Below are 18,191 nucleotides of genomic sequence, written 5' to 3' on the forward strand. Positions count from 1 at the left end.
CCTTCCATTTCTTGAAAATTATCGTTCCGTTAAAAGGATTAAACGGTAACCAACTCGTCGGGCTGTTTTGCCTTATGAGAAGGCGCATCAGACTCTAATTCTATGAAAAACTTTTTATACCAAACTAAGAATACATAAACTGTCCAAATATAACGGGCATAATTGTGTCTGTTATGGTAATGGTCGTCCAAAAATTTCACCAATTCATCGGTGTTAAAGAATTCTTTCGCAATGTCAGAGGTAAACATTTCTTTGACTAAATGATAATACTTTTCTTCACGCAGCCAATAGCGGATTGGCACAGGGAAGCCGACCTTTGGACGATTGGCCCATTCTTCCGGCAATACTTCCTTCGCAGCAGTACGCAGTGCATATTTCGTATTTTCCTGATTCACACGAAGCGGCGTTGGAATGTGTGAAGCCATTCCCATCACTACCTTATCCAAGAACGGAACACGGAGCTCGATCGAATGCGCACAGCTCATTTTATCTGCTTTTAACAGAATATCCCCAGGAAGCCATAGCTTCAAATCAAGATATTGCTTTTTCGTTACATCATCTTTATTTTTCACTTTATCATAGACTTTTTGTGTAATGCTTCGAACGGAAGGCCCCTTCTTAAAGTCATCCTTTAATACTTTTAACGCATCATTTTCATCCCAAACCTTGGCTTCACCAATAAAGGTTTCCTCAACCGTTTGGCCGCCTTTGACAAGGAAGCCCGTAATGCGGTTCTGTGGTAATGCCTTCGCCACATTGGAAGCCGCGCGGCGGAGGGCAAATGGGATCTTTTCATACTTCGCCATTGCCGGCGTAGGGCGGTACCACTCATAACCACCGAAAATTTCATCGGCACCTTCACCAGACAACACGACGGTAACATGCTTACTAGCAAGCTCCGCTAAGAAATATAACGGAACAGAGGATGGGTTGGATTGCGGTTCATCCATATGGTATTGGATCGTTGGCAGCTTCTCAAAGCATTCATCCGCATTAATAACCGATTTATGATTTTCAATTCCAAGAATATCCGATAAATCTTTGGCAAGATTCGTTTCGTTGAAGATTCCCTCATGGTCCTGAAGCCAACAGAGAAAGTTTTATTTGGCTTTAACAGGGAAGTAATATAGCTGGAATCGATCCCGCCGGATAAAAATGAGCCGACTTTCACATCACTAATCTTATGGTACTTCACTGATTCTTCGACTGTGGTTTTTATTTTTTCCACATAATGCTCTAAACTGTCTTGATTTTCATCAAAGTTAACATCCCAATATGACTTGATGTCGGCCTTACCGTCTTTATAGATCATGTAATGGCCAGGCTTTAACTTGAATACACCTTTAAAGAAGGTTTCATCAAGTACAGAATATTGGAACGTAAGGTATGGTTTAAGGGCATCCTTGTTTAATTCCTTTTTAAAGGATGGATGCTTTAAAAATGCTTTAATTTCCGAACCAAAGATAAACGAGCCATCTGTTGTGTTCTGTGTATAGTAAAGCGGCTTGATTCCAAAGAAATCGCGCGCTAAGAACATCTCTTGTTTTTTCTGATCCCAGATTGAGAAGGCAAACATTCCTCTCACTTTTTGCAGTAAATCCACGCCGTACTCTTCGTAACCGTGAAGAATGACTTCACTATCAGTATGACTTCTAAATTGGTGGCCTTTTGCAACAAGGTCTTTGCGGATTTCTTCAAAGTTATAAATTTCCCCGTTAAAAATCAGCACTACGCTGTTGTCTTCATTGTACATTGGCTGACTTGCTTCGTCAGATAAGTCGATGATCGAAAGTCGTCTAAAGCCAAAGGCTACACGGTCATCGGTAAACACACCGCCGCTGTCCGGTCCGCGGTGGATGATTGTGTCCATCATATTATTCACTGTCGTTACTTTATCTACAGTCGTGCTTGTATCGGCAAAGCCTACAAAACCACACATAGTTAATTATCACCTTTCGTTCTGCTTTGAATAATTATGGAATAAGAGTAAAAGTTTTTTTATCCATCTCTATTAAAACACTAATAGTTTACGATTCTTTAACGTTTCCTTTACAATTTCCGCTTCATTAAAAGGAATTTCCTTTTTGCCGACGATTTGGGCCGTTTCATGTCCTTTTCCGGCAATGAGGATCGTATCTTCTTCCGTGCTGACATGAATCGCATATTGAATAGCTTCTAAACGGTCAACAAAAACTTTATAGTTTCCATTCTCTTCCTCAACTGCTTCCACAATTTCGTCAATAATGAAATTTGGATCTAAATCCTTTGGATTATCGGAAGTGACAATGGCTAAATCAGCAAATTTGGCCGCTGTTTTACCCATCGCCTTACGCTTCAATCTACCAATTTCACTATCAGGCGCATAGACACCAAAGACCACAATTAATTTGCCTTTTGTGTAAGGTCTAAGGGATGTGAGGGCCTTTTCCAATCCATCTTCTGTATGAGCAAAATCAATTACGATTTTATAATCCTTGTCCTTAAAGACCACTTCCATCCGGCCTTTAATCCCTTCAAGGTTGCGGATTCCCTTTTGAATAGTTTGCAGATCAATCTTGTGACAGTACGCACAAGCAATCGCAGCTAAACTGTTATACACATAAATATCCCCGGGAATGTTCACTCTAACTTCGATGTTTCCTCTTGGGGTATTGGCAGTATAAAGAGTATAGTCAGCAAAATAGCGAATATCAGATGCATAGATATCGGCATCGGAATCCATTCCATACGTCATCAGGGTCGTATCATAATCCTTTATTTTATCAATAAGCCGCTTTCCATAAGGGTCATCGTTATTGATGATATTGTAATCCTGCGTCATATCAAATAAAAGAGCCTTCGCTTGGAAATAATCTTCCATATTATGGTGCAGCTCTAAATGATCTGGGGTAAGATTGGTGAAAATCCCTGTATTAAAGTTGCTATAGGCAACCCTGTTTAGGCTGAGCGCATGGGAGGAGACCTCCATAATGCAATCATCCGTACCAGCTTCAACCATATCGGTAAAGATTTTTTGCAGGTTTAACGACTCCGGTGTTGTATTTTGATTCTTCATGAGTTTATTGTCAATGACCGTTCCAATTGTACCAATAAGCCCTACTGATTTTTTAGCTTCTTCAAAAATGGATTTCAGAAAATAGGTAATCGAGGTTTTTCCGTTCGTTCCCGTAATCCCAATTAAATTTAATTTTTCTGTTGGATTATTGTAAAAGTTAGCTGAAACTCTGGCTAACGCCTTGCGGGAGTCTGCCACCTTTAAGATGGTTACATAGTCCTCAACCCAAATATCCTTTTCTACAATGATAGTTGTCGCACCCATTTCAATTGCTTTTTCAATAAATTGGTGGCCATCGACCTTAAAACCAGAAATCGCTACAAAGAGACCATTTTCCACTACTTCCCTAGAATCATAGGCAATGGAGTTTACTTCCCTGTCTAATTCTCCCTTAATTGGTTCAAATTCAAGGTCTTTAACAACATCCGTTAATAACATGTAATCAACTCCATTTTTATTCTAGTAAGTTTTAAGAAAAACAATAAAAAGATGAACTGGACCAAATAAGGTCCAGTTTTTTGATTGTGTTGATTTCCGCTCCAATCACCTTGCTTACTTTTTCAAAAATTTCTTCGTAAATTTACCGGCTATGATTCCCGCATAAGAAATCCCTGGTTTTGGATCCTTCCAATCCCAAATTGCGTAGGCATGTTTTTTAAACAGCGATTTCACAACCTGCGGGACGGTCAACTGTCCTGTTTTAATATAATCCTTCACAGCAAGCATATCTTCATAGCCATACCAGAAAACCTGACCGGTATTTTCTTTGATTGCCTTAGGCGGCAGTGGATTGCCGGTTAGCTCGCGGTAGGCAATGTATGGCATATTCAAGCCAATTTTATTAATTAACGTATTAAAATTTGTCGTACGTGCATTGATTTCAATTAAATAAAACTTGCCTGTATTGGCATCCTTTTTAAATTCAATTTCGGCAAACCCCTTCCAGCCGATTTCCTCTAAAAATTTCCCGCCAATTTCATACAGCTCCGGAATATATTTTTGGCCGGTATAAACAGATGCGCCAAAATTGATCGGATACTGGCGGAACTTTTGGAAGGTTGCCCAGTGGGACACCTTCGAATCCTGGTTTAAATACGCATCAAAGGTGTGCATATGATCATCGAATCCTGGAATAATTCTTTGTATAATGACTTCTAAGCCCGCTTCTTCTGCTTTGGCCAATGCTTCCTGTAATTCTTGACGATTATGGACCTTAAAAAGTTTCCTTCTAAATTTGGCCACGAAGGTAGGGGAATCGGTTGGTTTTACGATACATGGGTATTTCAAGATGCTTTCTACTTTTTCAAAAAGATTTTCTTCGTTTACCCGAACCGTTTCCGGTACATTCACACCTTTTTCCATTGCAATACGGTGCAATACTTCTTTATTCATGGCCTTCGTATATAAGCCTTGTTCCGTCTGCGGGATCAAGTAGTATTTTCTGATTTCATCTAAGTATTCATCAATGACTTCCAAATAGGAATCATGACATGGAAATAACACCGGTTTCGCACTTTGTTTTTTCGCGTAATCAATTAAAAACTGAATGAATTGTTTCGATTCATTTTTATAATGAGGAGCAATCAGCCGCTCTGATGTATATTTCGATTTCGCTCCATACGTATTTTCCTCTGAATAATCAACCGCAACTGTTTGGATCCCGTGCACACCCAAGCAGCGGATGACACTTAATCCGATATAATAGTTACACCCCAAAATGACTGCCTTATTACTCACTTTTTCCATCTCCTCATTCCTTCGTTCCCTAGTCCGTTCTCACATTCTACAATATTCGATTTATATCAACACTATCTGGAGGTAGATTACAAGATTTATAATTCTTTTTGCAAAAACGCTCGAAAAATTTAGCATCTATATTATATGACGTTACTCCATTATTATAAAGTAATTTAACTAAAATAGAATTGTAATTATTTAGGAAAAATCCTTAAAATAAAGATTAGCACTAATCATAGCACAATAATCATGCCTAGAACCATTATTCGTATTAATATTCCGACTATATATTGGCGGCACGCACCGTCAATATATATGAATGGCTTTTGGATATATTCCACAAATTGAAAGTTTGATTTATCTGAAAATACTTATGCACCCTAAGGTGATTTACGGTAAAATGGGAGATATAGTCTGGGGAAGGGGAAGCAAATTACGATGTTAAAGGCCAATATCTTAACGTTTTTACTTTTTTTTGCTTCATTGGCTGCCGCAATAGGCTCCAGACCTATTAGCATTGAAAATAACCTCTACATGAAGGCTTTCCTTTTGTATTTGTTATTTTCCTGCCTCTATCATCACCTGCGGATTACAAGCAAAAATGGAAGTACATCCGTTGATTATGGAATTTCCTATAGCTTATCGATTGGATTATTTACCGGCCCACTAGGGTTGTTTATTTTTGAAACCTTTTATCGCTTTATTGTCTTTTTTTATAAGAAAATAACTAAAACAGCCGATCCCCATGAATTTACCGATACATTTTATAATATCGGTGCTTTTGTATTGAATAATTCAATTGCTTTTTATTTATTTCATACTTACTATCCAAAATTTCAGGGAGTCCCATTCGGCTTTTGGATTTTAATGTTTTTACTCGTAACAGTTACCTCAGTCCTGTCTGATCTTTATCTCATTTTAATCTTCTATTTCCTAGGGGATATTAAGACGGGCAAGGAAGCGATCGATTTTTTCAAAAGCAGAAGCGTGCTTGATATGGGGAAATTATCGTTCACAAACGGTCTATTATTTCTATTTCTCCAGGAACAAAAATGGGAGATGCTGATCAGTCTGTTTATTCTTAATTATCTAGTTAGCCTTTCCTTCGTTTCAAAATCACAACATATTCAAAATAAGATTGAACGGGATCGGTTTGAGCAAATGGCCTATACCGACTTTTTGACTGGGGTGTTTAACCGGGCCTTTATGGACAAAAAGATGGAGGAATTGAATCAAACTGGTGAATATCTCGGAATTGTTGTCGCTGATATTGATAAGTTTAAGCAAATTAATGATAACTATAACCATGCTGTCGGTGATCAGGTTATTCAGCATTTTGCAGCCACATTAAAAAGCTATATTTTGATGGACGATTATTTGTTTCGGAGCGGCGGAGAAGAATTTACGTTGTTTCTTCGGCATCGGCATTTTGAACAATGTGCCGCTTTAGTTGAAACCATCCTGCAGAGCCTTGAAACTAGTGAAGTTAATGTTGAGTATAAGGGCGAAACAGCCACGATACACTATACCTCTTCATTTGGACTGTATTTCTTTAAAGTAAATGAAATAGTCTCAATGGAAAAAGGATATGTGTATGCTGATCAATTGCTGCTGCAGTCGAAACAGTTAGGCAGAAACCGTTTATCGTCGGCGAATGGAGCAAAAGTAAGCGAAACAAACCACCAGCTTGTATAAAAAGGAAGACCCTGGCCAATTAATTTGGTACAGGGTCTTTTTTAGTTTTGATATCCTTCCAACATCGAGAAAAATTCCTTTAAAAACTCATAAAACAATTTCTCTGTTGGAAGTAAGTCACGGTCACGGGGGATGATGACCCCAACGGAACGAGTCACTGACGGTTCCATCACGGGAATTTTAACTGTTCCGCGCGGCAGGCTGTCCACTAATGTAATCTCAGGAATCAACGTCACTCCCAAACCAGCAGAAACTAAGCCTTTAATTGCATCAATATCCTCTCCTTCAAATGACACCTTTGGCTCAAACCCTAGCTGTCTGCACGCATTTACAATGATTTCATTTAAGATAAATTTCGGAGGGAACAAAACAAATGATTCCTCCCGCAGTTGATTTAGCTTCAAAGTACGCTGCCCTGCAAGACGATGATCCACCGGCAAAAGTGCAACAATACTATCCGTGAATAAGGTGCTTCCCTGTACTTTCGCCTCATGTTTTGGTACCGGGCCAATTAAGGCCATATCAATATCACCTTTGATCACTCCATCAATTAAAGAATGGTAGGAGCTTTGCCGCAGGTGGAATTTCACTAGTGGATAGCGTTCGCGAAAAGCCGATATGGCAGTTGGCAGTGTATGGGCTGCAAGGCTGCTGGGAAAACCAATTCGAATGACCCCATTTTCCGGGTCAAGATACTCTTCAACCTCTCTCAGCCCATTTTCAATCACCTTTAATGCCTGTTCCATATGTTCAAGAAATATTTTCCCTATTGGCGTTAATCGAACATTCCTGCCTTCTCGGAAAAACAAGTCAACCCCAAGCTCTGATTCTAAATTAACAATTTGCCGGCTTATTGCGGACTGTGCGACATTTAATTTCTGCGCAGCCTCTGTCATATGTTCACGCTTTGCAACTTCGATAAAATACTGTATTTGCCTTAATTCCACAGCACTAACCACCATTCATCTCAATTCAGCATGATTCTAATCTATTATCTATATTGATTCGATTATTTCTCCATTATAAAATATTTTATAATAATAATTCCAATAATTTAAAAAATAAAAAGAAAAATTGGGGTAGGGGAGAAAAGGAATGGCAGCAATTGAAGAGGTCAATCAGGTAGAACTCCTATTGGCAAAAGAATATGTTAAAGAAGTATTTGAAATGGTAAAAAAGCGAAATCCAAATGAAGATGAGTTTCATCAAGCGGTAAAGGAAATCACAGAATCACTTATTCCTGTTTTCGCAAAATATCCAAAATACATGCAGCATGGCATTCTTGAAAGACTGGTTGAACCTGACCGCACGATTAGTTTTCGGGTTCCATGGGTTGACGATAAAGGAAAAGTCCAAGTAAACCGAGGTTTCCGAGTTCAGTTTAACAATACCATCGGCCCTTATAAGGGCGGATTGCGTTTTCATCCTTCCGTAAATGCCAGTATTATTAAATTCTTAGGCTTTGAGCAAATTCTTAAAAATTCCTTAACCAGTTTGCCTATTGGCGGAGGGAAAGGCGGCTCAGATTTTGACACTAAGGGTAAGTCTGACGGAGAAATCATGCGTTTTACCCAAAGTTTTATGACTGAACTTTATCGGCATATCGGGCCGGATGTAGATGTTCCGGCAGGTGATATCGGCGTTGGCGCAAGAGAAATCGGCTACCTTTTTGGCCAGTATAAAAAAATTCGCGGCGGCTTTGAGGCAGGTGTCTTAACCGGTAAAGGTCTTGGATATGGCGGAAGTTTAGCGCGTACAGAAGCAACAGGCTACGGGTTGGTTTATTTTGTAGAAGAAATGTTGAAAGACCGTGGTCTTTGCCTAAACGGAAGTACAGTTGTTGTTTCAGGCTCCGGAAATGTTGCAATATACGCAATGGAAAAAGCCTCACAATTGGGTGCAAAAATTGTTGCCTGCAGCGACTCGAGCGGCTATATTTATGATGAAAACGGAATTAACCTTGAAACTGTAAAACAGTTAAAAGAAGTCGAAAGAAAAAGAATTAGTGAATATGTAAATGTGCACCCTCATGCCCACTATTATGAGGGCTGCAATGGAATCTGGTCAATACCATGTGATATTGCCTTACCATGTGCAACACAAAATGAAATCGATGAAGTTTCTGCAAACATTCTTGTTTCCAATGGTGTTAAAGCAGTCGGTGAAGGAGCCAATATGCCATCGACTCTTGCAGCGATTGATGTATTCCTTCAAAATGATGTTCTTTTCGCTCCGGCAAAGGCTGCAAATGCCGGCGGTGTAGCTGTTTCTGCATTAGAAATGTCGCAAAACAGCGCACGTCTAGCATGGACGTTTGAAGAAGTCGATCAAAAGCTGCACAGGATTATGGTCAATATTTACCATACCAGTGTAAAGGCATCAGAGGAATACGGCTATCCAGGCAATTTGGTTGTCGGTGCAAATATTGCAGGTTTTATAAAAGTAGCAGACGCCATGATTGCACATGGTATTTAAAACGACCTGAAGCTATGAATAAAAACAGTCACCAGCTTTTAAAACTGGTGACTGTCTTTGTTTTATCGATTATCCACTTTTTCCGGATATAGATCATGATTCATTAAGCGGAATTGAGCCATTTCTTCATATTTCGTTCCTGGTTTGCCATAATTGCACCATGGATCAATCGAAATGCCGCCGCGCGGTGTGAATTTCCCCCACACCTCGATATAGCGTGGATCAAGCAACTTAATTAAGTCGTTCATAATTATATTGACGCAGTCCTCATGGAAATCACCGTGATTTCGGAAGCTGAAAAGGTATAATTTCAATGATTTGCTTTCGACGATTTTTTTATCTGGAATATAAGAAATATACATGGTTGCAAAATCGGGCTGCTTTGTTAATGGACAAAGACTTGTGAACTCCGGACAGTTAAATTTCACAAAGTAATCCCGATCGACATGGAGATTATCTACTGCCTCTAAAACTTCAGGTGCATATTCAAAGGAATACTGTGTATTCTGATTTCCTAATAAAGTTAAATCCTTTAAACCTTCTTCATGGTTTCTGCCAGACATAAAAAGACCTCCTGTAAAAAATATCAATATTAAAAACAAAAAAGCCATGTCCCATATGGACATGGCATAATCGTCATGTATCCATAGTTTTTTATAGAGGGTTTCCGCTATGAACCTCTCTCGTCAAACACGAGTATATAATTCTTCCTAATCATAAAGAACATGTGGAAAAACGTCAACTGGAAATTGATGTTCGACAAAATTCGGCTGGTGACAGGCACCACCCGAATTTTGTCGAATTATTTATTCATACTCGCAAGGAAATCACCGAGCAGGTCGTCCAGGTTACTCTCCACTTCTTGTTTTGTTTCTTCTTTGGCGTCGTGCGGTTGACCTTGCGATATGTTATCCCAATCAAATGTGCTTAAGTCATCTTCAAGGTCTGACTCCGAGGCAGTTGCTGTTTCTTCCATTACTGGAAAAGCGGATCTGGCAGGAGAGATGACCTCTTCTGGTTCTTCCTGAAGGTACAACGCCTCATCAATATCTAATGAGCTGCTATTTAACGATGCAAGCAGTGCGGTTGACCTTACAGGGTCAGATAATAGATGATAAACAATGCTTCCCATTAGGGCAAGGGAATGTTCATGCTTCAGCCAATCCCGCTGTGACTTACTTAGCTTATGGGGGAGGGGAATCGTGATGGTTTCCTTCTCCCTTGCATAAGAACTCGCCACACCCTGCATGACAAAGTCAGCGATTTTACTTGAGAAGTTTCTTCTCTCCGTCTCCTTTAAACTTTGCAGTTGCTTAACTAAATGATCGGGTGTATCCGAAGGGATACGAAAGGAGATGGCTTGACCCCTCTTAATTTCACTTAAAGTGGACTTTTTCATAGGATCACCCTATTTTAGGCTTTTTTAACAGGCTCTTGAACCACTTTAGGCTTTTCGCTCTTTTTAACAAAATCAGTGATGAGCTTGTAATAAGCATTTGCCATCATCCAAATACTTTCTTTCTCATCTTCAAAAAATTCAATATTATAACCATCTAAATGATTATTTAAGGTTTTAATATATTCCTTTAGAACAATTGAACCCCCGCCAACAAAATAGCAAATTTCGGTTTGTGAGTTCCTTTGCCAAACGTTGCGCAATAAGCGGTATTGCTTTTTGGCTAATTCGACAAGAATGCGGTCTGTGATATCATGAACACTTGTCCGGCTACCTTTTACCATAATGTGATTGCGGTCATTTTTTCTTGTAATAATTTCAACCACATCGCGGCGGCTGTCTAGTTCAACGCCATGTTTTGTCCGAATTTCCTCACGAATCGACTCCAATGATTCGGACACACCGAGGTTAAAACCCTGTGCCTTATCATCATCGACATTACGGTTCTTGATGACAGCAATATCTGTCGACAATCCTCCGATATCTTGAATTAGTATTCTCTTATCAATTAAATCTTTATTGATAATTTTTAAATTATTATCCATAACAAGGTTAATAAAGGCGGCAAAGCCTTCTGGGTAAACCTTTACTTCATTAAATTTAATATTTACCTTTAAACCTTGGTATTTTGGTGTTACGAGGAATTCTACTTGATGGACTGAACCAATCAATTTAGAACGGTAGCCCACATCCTTTCCCTCTTTCACCTCACGAAGGGGGAGACCAGTTCCAAGATTGTAGTTTGCATCAATCACATTTTTCATACGCGGAAAAATCTTTTCATTTTCTGCTCTTACAGCATCTAAAGCTAGTGTTGCAAACAGCATAACTAATGTTTGGTCTTCCTCTGATTTGCTGCTGCCTGGATCTAATTCTGCAGCATTATTGCTTTTAGTCGCTAAATTACCGATACGATAAATTGCGTTGTTTTCCTTCAGGGCAGGGGAGTGTACCTTAATATGGATTCCATCAAGAGGGTTTTTATTGTCTAATTCTTCAATCCCGATTACCGGGCGGTCTTCTGTATCCCTTGCAATAATGTTGGGAACCGTTAATTGGAAATCTAATTCCCCAAAAATAGCCTTAATTGAATCATTTCCTACATCCACAGCAGCAATTCTAGCATTCGACATCTGTTTATCTCTCCTTATAGGTTAATAGATTAGTATTATGAAAAGGTATGTATTTCAAGTTTGCCTATATAAAGGATAAAGGGGAACCATAGATTCTTCAATAGTATCTTGTGAAAAGATACAAAACTGTAAACCTGTAAACAACCTGTAAACCAAGACTTGCTTGTACACGTTTTTGTAAACATCAGTAACAACTTTGTATACATACTATTGCAGAGCTGTGTATACGTATTTGTTTACATGTCCACAAATACGTATACGTTCGTTTACAAAATAGTATACAAGTAAACACTTTTGTAGACATACAAAATTCTAGTGAGTTCGACAGCTTAGCAAGGCAATCTTTAATAATTATTGAAAATTTTCTCATACCAGAGCGAATATAGATTGTGTAAAATGTTATTACCAAAACCATCTACACAATCTGATAGCAAACTATTCACCTCCTGCCTAGTACGTATATAAAAGAGTAGAATGCTTTTCCAAGCCTTATTCTTCCTTGGTGGCACCTCTATTTTCTTATCCGTCCTCATGCAGTTTCTTTATCGATTATTTTTTACGCCAGTAAGGGGGCAACACAGACCACTCCTAATGGACATAATATCATTTTTGAAAGGCTCTATTAAACTTGCCAATCATTTAATGCTCCAATTAGCATAGTGGCAATACCAACAATGAGGTTAAAATATAACCTATTGTAAAAAGTAATATCTTGTAAACAATGTTAATTAATCCGTACAAATACCAGTTACATAGCTATGTAAACACTATTGAGTACACGTAAACAAAATCGTATACAATTGTTTACAAATAGTACACTAGCAAACAATTTTGTAAACATACGATATCCCCTATAAAATGACAGCCTGATATGATTGCCACTAAAATTACATCCCCTCTAACCAGAATGTGCTGTAGTCTCTATAGATGGTATTAACAACTTTTTCCCGTTTTATATCAATTGTGCAATTCATTCTTTCATAAACTGATAGCGGACATCCATGTTCCTAATCCTTAAAGGTATAGAAGGGTGTCCTTTTATTTCTGAATTACCTTTTCCAATACATTACTCAAAGCCATTACCGTAATTTAATTAGTTCAGTTACGATCCATACTTCATAGTCCCAATAGGTCTTTTGATAAAATTAATGTTATGTAAACAACGAAAACAAATCCGTACACTTACTGTCATACAGCCATGTATACGCGTTTGTATACACGTACACAGATTTGTCTACAAATGTTTACAATAAGTACACAAGCAAACGTTTTTGTAAACATGCAAAAAATCAAAAAAAAGACAGCCAATAACGGCTGCCAACTCTTACTTCGTTGTTTTATATTCTCCATTTTCCTCTTCCCATAGAGGGATGCAGACATTAAAGGTGGTACCTACGCCCTTTTCACTTTCCACATCAATCCTGCCCTTCATTCTTTCCACAATCTGATAGCAGACCATTAGTCCCATTCCGGTTCCTTTTTCCTTTAACGAATAAAAGGCGGTTCCTAATCTTTCTAATTCTTCCGGGGACATCCCAATCCCCGTATCGGTTACCACAATTTCTCCATATCGATTATTTTTCCTAACAGTCAGAGTTAAAACTCCGCCAGACCTCATAGCCTCAATGCCGTTTTTGACAATATTGATTATGACTTGTTTTAATTCACTTTGATTTCCCTTTACCAGAACTTCCTTTTCCAAAATAGTTTTCAAGGAAATATTTTTTGACATAAAGGCAAAGGTGTTCATTAAATCTGCAACTTTTTTTGATAGATCGCTTATATCTACCTTTTCAACATGTTCAAGGTCCGGTTTCGCCAGCGAAAGATAATCATTAATGATTTTCTCCGCCCGGTTTAATTCATCAATCATTAATTGAATATAGCTTAATTCGGTTTCGTCTAAATGATCCTTTGTTAAAAAAATCTGCAAGAATCCACGCACTACGGTCATGGGATTGCGTATTTCATGAGCAACCGATGCAGCCAGCTGACCAATTGCATTCATTTTCTCTGCCCGCTGCAATTCTTTTTGAATTTTTGTCTTTTCAATAATCTTTTCCATTTCGCCAATCGCTTCTTCAACTCGATGAACACTGCCTAAGTTTTTAGGAATAGAGCCAAATTCTTTATAGGTATCCGCCAGTCGTTCAAACAAAACGGTCAACTGGGAAGTCATATGGTTAAATTTTTCGCCAAGCTTGACCATATCCGATTGGCTGGAGATATTAAGCTTCACATTAAAATCACCTGAGCTAACAGCATTTATTCCTAAAATAATTTCATTTACCGGAGCAAGGGCCCTTCTAATCCCCCATCTTAATGTAAAGTAAACTAACATGGTAACAATGGTTAAAGAGATAAGGACGTAGATTCCAATCTTCTCCTTAAATTGACTAATTACTGAAGCATCCACATCTACAGCAAGTACAGCAATCGCCTTGCCGTTATGGTCCGTAATCGGCTTGAAGGCCGTAATCCAAACCCCGTAACGGTCATGATAAAGAGTGCTGCTAGTTACTTTCTTCTCTTTCATGGACCGTTCAAAAGCTTGAAAAAATTCTTCCCCTGCTTGATAAGAACTAAAATTTTCGATTCCATCCAATCGGTCCACATCAGTAACAGCTAAAAAGTGTAATTTATTCCCTTTTTCAACTCTTGAATCCATTAAATATCCCTCTAAATATTTTGCATTTCTTTCTCGCACTAATCCAACCAAATGATTCAGCTTTTTTAAGCTTGGATTATTCGGGTCCTGGGAATGAATTGCATCAAGCACGTCCTCGGATGGAATCGTATAACTCCAGAGACTAGCAATTCCTTCTGCCCGCTCAGTAAGTTGATTAGCTAAATGCTTCGTTACATAATAAAATGTGAATCCTGCTGTTGACGCTACTACCATAAATGTTATCAAAAAAGAAAAAATTAAGATTTTGCGATATAGAGGTAAATCGTTCACATGTCGTTTCCACATAGATACTGGTCCTTTCGGATTTATATTTACAATTTTATAAATACAATTATATCGTGAAAATTCGCCATTAAATAAGCTAAATCGCCTTTGTAAACTTTTACCTCCGTTTACTTTTTAATTAGATATACCTATTCAATATACAAATGTTTTCCACCCTGCCGAAAAATTGCAACAATTCGACTTCCGTGATAATCTTGTGATTATGTATGTTTGGGGGAGAGAGAATATGAACACCAGGGCTTTCGTATTAGCCTTAATTACAGTCACTATTTGGGGATCTACATTTCCTGCAATCCGTGCAGGTTTGAATGGAGGTTATTCTGCCGGTCATCTAGTTCTCATTCGTTACTTAATTGCTTCTGGGTTGTTTGCGATTTATGCGCTGCTTCCCGGTGTTAGATTCCGATTGCCGCGAAAAGAGGATCTATTAAGAATTTTATTACTGGGATGGGTTGGAATCAGCATCTATCATATTGGGGTTACCTTTGGCCAACAAACGGTTTCGGCTGGTACCGCGGGGATGCTTGTTGCCTCTGCACCCATTTTTACGGCACTCATTGCCGTGTTTATATTAAAAGAGCGCTTGGGTTTTGCCGGCTGGCTGGGATTAGCAATTGGCTTTATTGGGATTGCTGTAATTACCATCGGAACAGCAGGACCTTCTTTAACAATTTCTAAAGGGGCCTTTTTAGTGATAATGGCAGCCGCAGCAACCTCTGTATTATTTGCATTTCAAAAGCCGCTTTTACGCCGGTATAGCTCCATTGAATTAACAGCTTATTTTTCATGGGCTGGAACAATCCCATTTCTTTTGTTTCTGCCTGGACTTTTCCAAGACCTCCAGCATGCAACATTAGAAGCAAACCTATCAGCCATTTATATCGGAATTTTCCCAACAGCCATCGGTTACGTCACATGGGCGCTTGCACTATCAGCAGGAAAAGCCGGCTCCGTAACCAGCATGCTCTACATTGAACCAGTCGTCGTCCTCATCGTCGCTTGGATTTGGCTAAAAGAATGGCCCAGCAACCTCACCATCCTTGGCGGCATCATTGTCATCTCCGGCGTCATCGTCGTGAATGTATTAGGGAATAAGCGGAAAGCAACAGCGTAAATTCGACAAAAATCGGGGGGTGCCTGTCACCTCCCGATTTTTCTTGTTCCACACCTATATTACTGTTTTTTTATTTTCATTGTATATGAGAGTAGTAGTTTGGGAATAATGTGGATAGGACAATATATTGGGGGGATTGGTGATGGAGGGAAATAGGTTGTTGCTAACGGATTTTACTAGTGATGAAGGGTTTGAGCTTACAAGATACATTACACATTTATTTGAATACGTTTCTAGCCTGCAGAAAAATAATAATCCACAATTTAAGCCAGCCCAAGAATAAGGGCTGGCTTTTTGATGTAGTGATTTTTTAGTTGATTCCATTTTTACAAAACTTTTTCTAGAAAATCCCTTGCTCTACTTGTCTTTGGATTACTGAAAAACTCCTGTGGGGAACCTTCTTCAAGCAGCTGCCCCTCATCCAAGAAGATAACCCGGTCAGCCACTTCCCTTGCAAACCCCATCTCATGCGTAACAATCGCCATCGTCATTCCTGACTGAGCAAGATCCTTCATAACATTCAGAACTTCCTTGACCATTTCCGGATCCAGTGCCGATGTTGGCTCATCAAATAGCATTAACTCCGGTTCCATTGCCAGTGCACGAGCAATCGCTACACGCTGTTTCTGACCACCGGAGAGATTACTCGGAAAGGCTGATTCTTTTTCTGTTAACCCTACGCTGGCTAACAAATTCCGTGCCTTTTTTTCAGCAACCTCACGGGATTCCCCTTTTACCTTCATTGGGGCATACGTTAGATTATCCAAAACTGTCTTATGCGGGAACAAATAAAAGTGTTGAAAAACCATCCCAATCTGTTGTCGTACCTTCATAATATTTGTCTTTGGGTCAGTAATATCTTGGTTATTCACCAACACTTTTCCCTTTGTTGGTGTTTCTAACAAGTTTAAGCAACGGAGGAAGGTCGACTTCCCAGACCCTGAAGGTCCAATAATCGAAACCACCTCACCACGTTCAATTGTAGTCGAAATATTTTTTAAGACCTCTGTATTGCCAAATTGCTTATAAAGGCTTTCTACTTTAATCACTGTATTTCAACCTTCTTTCAACCCGTTTGCCCAGCGTTGTCAGCACCATGACCATTACCCAATAAATAACACCAACAAATATAAGCGGTTCAAAATTCCGATAAATATCTGCGCCAACCACTTGGGCACGACGCATAAGGTCTAAATAACCAATTGTCGATACAAGTGCTGATTCCTTTGTTAGGGAAACAAATTCATTCATAAGTGCCGGTAAAATATTTTTCATCGCCTGGGGCAGAATAATATCCTTCATCATCAGACGGTAAGGAACACCAAGTGCCTGCGCAGCCTCTGTCTGACCTTTATCTACTGCTTGTATTCCTGCCCGAATAATTTCCGAAACATAGGCTGCTGAATTTAAACCGAAAGCTAATATAGAGGATAAAAATGGAGTGATATCATAACCTGTTAATTGTGGAACAGCAAAATAAATAATCATTAATTGTAAAATTAACGGTGTACCACGAAAAATCGAGGTATAGATACCTGCAATCCAATTTAAAGCCTTTATATGAGAAATTTTAAACAGTGCAAAAACTGTACCAAGTGCAAAACCAAAAATAATCGCTACAATAACGAATTTAAGCGTCTCCCATATTCCTTTTAACATAAAAGGAATATAAGGCACAATTTGGCTAAAATCCAAATTCATGCCTTACACCTCACTTCAATATTTATTCTAAGCTGTCTGACACTGATGAAAAACTACTGTTGATTCTTCAACCATTTATCCTTCAATTCCTGAAGCTTTCCGTTGTCTTCTAACTTTTTAAGAACACCATTCACATCACCAACAAGCTTGCTGCCTTTTGGGAAGGCAACTGCCATTCCTGGAGAACTGCTTGTTGGATCATCAAATCCAGCCAAATTTTGTTTTTTAATATAACCGGTAGCTACTGATTTATCCATATAAGCTACTTGAATACGTTTTGATAAAAGCTCTTGAATCAATGTAGTCGCATTATCTAGTGGCTTCACATCAAATTTAACTTTTTTCTGAAGTGCTTTTGCCCCTTCTTCTTGAATGGTCCCAAGCTGAACTCCAACCGTGTTCCCTTTTAAATCATCTACTGTTTTAATATTAGAACCCTTTAAGGTAATAAACATTTCACCTGAGCGGTTATATTCAGTTGAGAAATCAACATTTTTCTTACGTTTTTCGGTAGCAGACATACCAGCAAGAACCATGTCTGCGCGGTTAGCCTGCAGGGCTCCGATTAAACCGTCAAACTTCATATCCTTAATTTCAAGCTTATATCCTAATTCTTTTGCAATCATATTCGCTAAATCAATATCAAAACCTTGAGGATTTCCTGCTGTATCTCTTGATTCAAATGGAGCAAAGTCAGCTGATGTCGCCATCGTTAATACTTTGTTTGCTTTGCCACTTTCTTTATCTGCTCCTTCATTATTGCTCTTACCGCAAGCTGCCATTATCACTAAAGTAAAAATAATCGTAGCAAATAATAAAGTCTTCTTCATGATGTCTCCTCCTACAAAAAT

General features: G+C 38.8%; 14 protein-coding genes, 1 pseudogene and 1 riboswitch. Of the genes and pseudogenes, 4 read left to right on the forward strand and 11 right to left on the reverse strand.

Annotated features, from left to right (window positions below; translation table 11 throughout):
- Nucleotides 1-38: 38 nt before the first annotated feature.
- From asnB to RCG21_RS02220, 3 genes and pseudogenes are all read right to left on the reverse strand, one after another.
- A pseudogene (asnB, locus tag RCG21_RS33445) lies at nucleotides 39-1,939 on the reverse strand (asparagine synthase (glutamine-hydrolyzing)).
- Between the two features lie 72 nt (nucleotides 1,940-2,011).
- Nucleotides 2,012-3,493 carry a UDP-N-acetylmuramoyl-L-alanyl-D-glutamate--2,6-diaminopimelate ligase gene (locus RCG21_RS02215; RefSeq protein ID WP_133332839.1) on the reverse strand — a complete coding sequence of 494 codons (1,482 nt, stop codon included), beginning with the start codon at nucleotides 3,491-3,493 and terminating at the stop codon, nucleotides 2,012-2,014.
- Between the two features lie 114 nt (nucleotides 3,494-3,607).
- Nucleotides 3,608-4,792 (reverse strand): carboxylate--amine ligase, encoded by a 1,185-nt coding sequence (locus RCG21_RS02220; protein ID WP_133332838.1) that lies wholly within the window; start codon nucleotides 4,790-4,792, stop codon nucleotides 3,608-3,610.
- A gap of 438 nt (nucleotides 4,793-5,230) precedes the next feature.
- On the opposite strand from RCG21_RS02220, the gene RCG21_RS02225 reads away from it, so the two are divergent.
- The gene (locus RCG21_RS02225; RefSeq protein ID WP_133332837.1) at nucleotides 5,231-6,487 is read left to right on the forward strand and encodes a GGDEF domain-containing protein; all 1,257 of its coding nucleotides are present in this window, start codon (nucleotides 5,231-5,233) and stop codon (nucleotides 6,485-6,487) included.
- A gap of 41 nt (nucleotides 6,488-6,528) precedes the next feature.
- Here RCG21_RS02225 and gltC read toward each other — a convergent pair whose 3' ends face one another.
- Nucleotides 6,529-7,434 carry a glutamate biosynthesis transcriptional regulator GltC gene (gltC, locus tag RCG21_RS02230; protein WP_133332836.1) on the reverse strand — a complete coding sequence of 302 codons (906 nt, stop codon included), beginning with the start codon at nucleotides 7,432-7,434 and terminating at the stop codon, nucleotides 6,529-6,531.
- A 148-nt stretch (nucleotides 7,435-7,582) separates the two neighbouring features.
- Here gltC and gdhA point away from each other — a divergent pair, with 148 nt between their 5' ends.
- Nucleotides 7,583-8,962, forward strand: a complete 1,380-nt coding sequence (gdhA, locus tag RCG21_RS02235) for an NADP-specific glutamate dehydrogenase (protein ID WP_308912868.1) — start codon at nucleotides 7,583-7,585, stop codon at nucleotides 8,960-8,962.
- A 62-nt stretch (nucleotides 8,963-9,024) separates the two neighbouring features.
- On the opposite strand, the gene queF is transcribed toward gdhA, so the two are convergent.
- The 4 genes from queF to RCG21_RS02255 form a co-directional block, all read right to left on the reverse strand.
- Entirely contained in the window at nucleotides 9,025-9,525 is a 501-nt protein-coding gene (queF, locus tag RCG21_RS02240) for a preQ(1) synthase (protein ID WP_133332834.1), read from the reverse strand.
- 77 nt (nucleotides 9,526-9,602) lie between these two features.
- Nucleotides 9,603-9,649: riboswitch (PreQ1 riboswitch) on the reverse strand.
- Between the two features lie 115 nt (nucleotides 9,650-9,764).
- Nucleotides 9,765-10,361, reverse strand: a complete 597-nt coding sequence (locus RCG21_RS02245) for a hypothetical protein (protein ID WP_133332833.1) — start codon at nucleotides 10,359-10,361, stop codon at nucleotides 9,765-9,767.
- 14 nt (nucleotides 10,362-10,375) lie between these two features.
- Nucleotides 10,376-11,551, reverse strand: a complete 1,176-nt coding sequence (locus RCG21_RS02250) for a ParM/StbA family protein (protein WP_133332832.1) — start codon at nucleotides 11,549-11,551, stop codon at nucleotides 10,376-10,378.
- Between the two features lie 1,324 nt (nucleotides 11,552-12,875).
- Nucleotides 12,876-14,525, reverse strand: a complete 1,650-nt coding sequence (locus tag RCG21_RS02255; RefSeq protein ID WP_308912869.1) for an ATP-binding protein — start codon at nucleotides 14,523-14,525, stop codon at nucleotides 12,876-12,878.
- Nucleotides 14,526-14,751: 226 nt separating this feature from the next.
- Between RCG21_RS02255 and RCG21_RS02260 the strand changes: the two genes are divergently transcribed.
- Both RCG21_RS02260 and RCG21_RS02265 read left to right on the forward strand, forming a co-directional pair.
- The gene (locus RCG21_RS02260) at nucleotides 14,752-15,639 is read left to right on the forward strand and encodes a DMT family transporter (protein WP_133332830.1); all 888 of its coding nucleotides are present in this window, start codon (nucleotides 14,752-14,754) and stop codon (nucleotides 15,637-15,639) included.
- A 142-nt stretch (nucleotides 15,640-15,781) separates the two neighbouring features.
- A complete protein-coding gene (locus RCG21_RS02265) occupies nucleotides 15,782-15,922 on the forward strand; it encodes a hypothetical protein (RefSeq protein WP_165976156.1) in 141 nt (46 codons plus the stop codon).
- Between the two features lie 43 nt (nucleotides 15,923-15,965).
- Here the strand turns inward: RCG21_RS02265 and RCG21_RS02270 are convergent, their stop codons facing one another.
- Genes RCG21_RS02270 through RCG21_RS02280 form a run of 3 tightly spaced genes read right to left on the reverse strand, consistent with a single transcriptional unit; the run spans nucleotide 15,966 to nucleotide 18,170 of the window.
- A complete protein-coding gene (locus RCG21_RS02270; RefSeq protein ID WP_026573790.1) occupies nucleotides 15,966-16,688 on the reverse strand; it encodes an amino acid ABC transporter ATP-binding protein in 723 nt (240 codons plus the stop codon).
- Nucleotides 16,681-17,340, reverse strand: coding sequence for an amino acid ABC transporter permease (locus RCG21_RS02275; protein WP_133332829.1), 660 nt, complete (start codon nucleotides 17,338-17,340; stop codon nucleotides 16,681-16,683). The genes RCG21_RS02270 and RCG21_RS02275 overlap by 8 nt, the downstream gene beginning before the upstream one ends.
- Nucleotides 17,341-17,393: 53 nt before the next feature.
- Nucleotides 17,394-18,170, reverse strand: coding sequence for an ABC transporter substrate-binding protein (locus RCG21_RS02280; RefSeq protein ID WP_133332828.1), 777 nt, complete (start codon nucleotides 18,168-18,170; stop codon nucleotides 17,394-17,396).
- Nucleotides 18,171-18,191: the final 21 nt, after the last annotated feature.

This window comes from Bacillus salipaludis, from assembly GCF_030938565.1.
GTDB classification, from domain to species: domain Bacteria; phylum Bacillota; class Bacilli; order Bacillales; family Cytobacillaceae; genus Neobacillus; species Neobacillus salipaludis_A.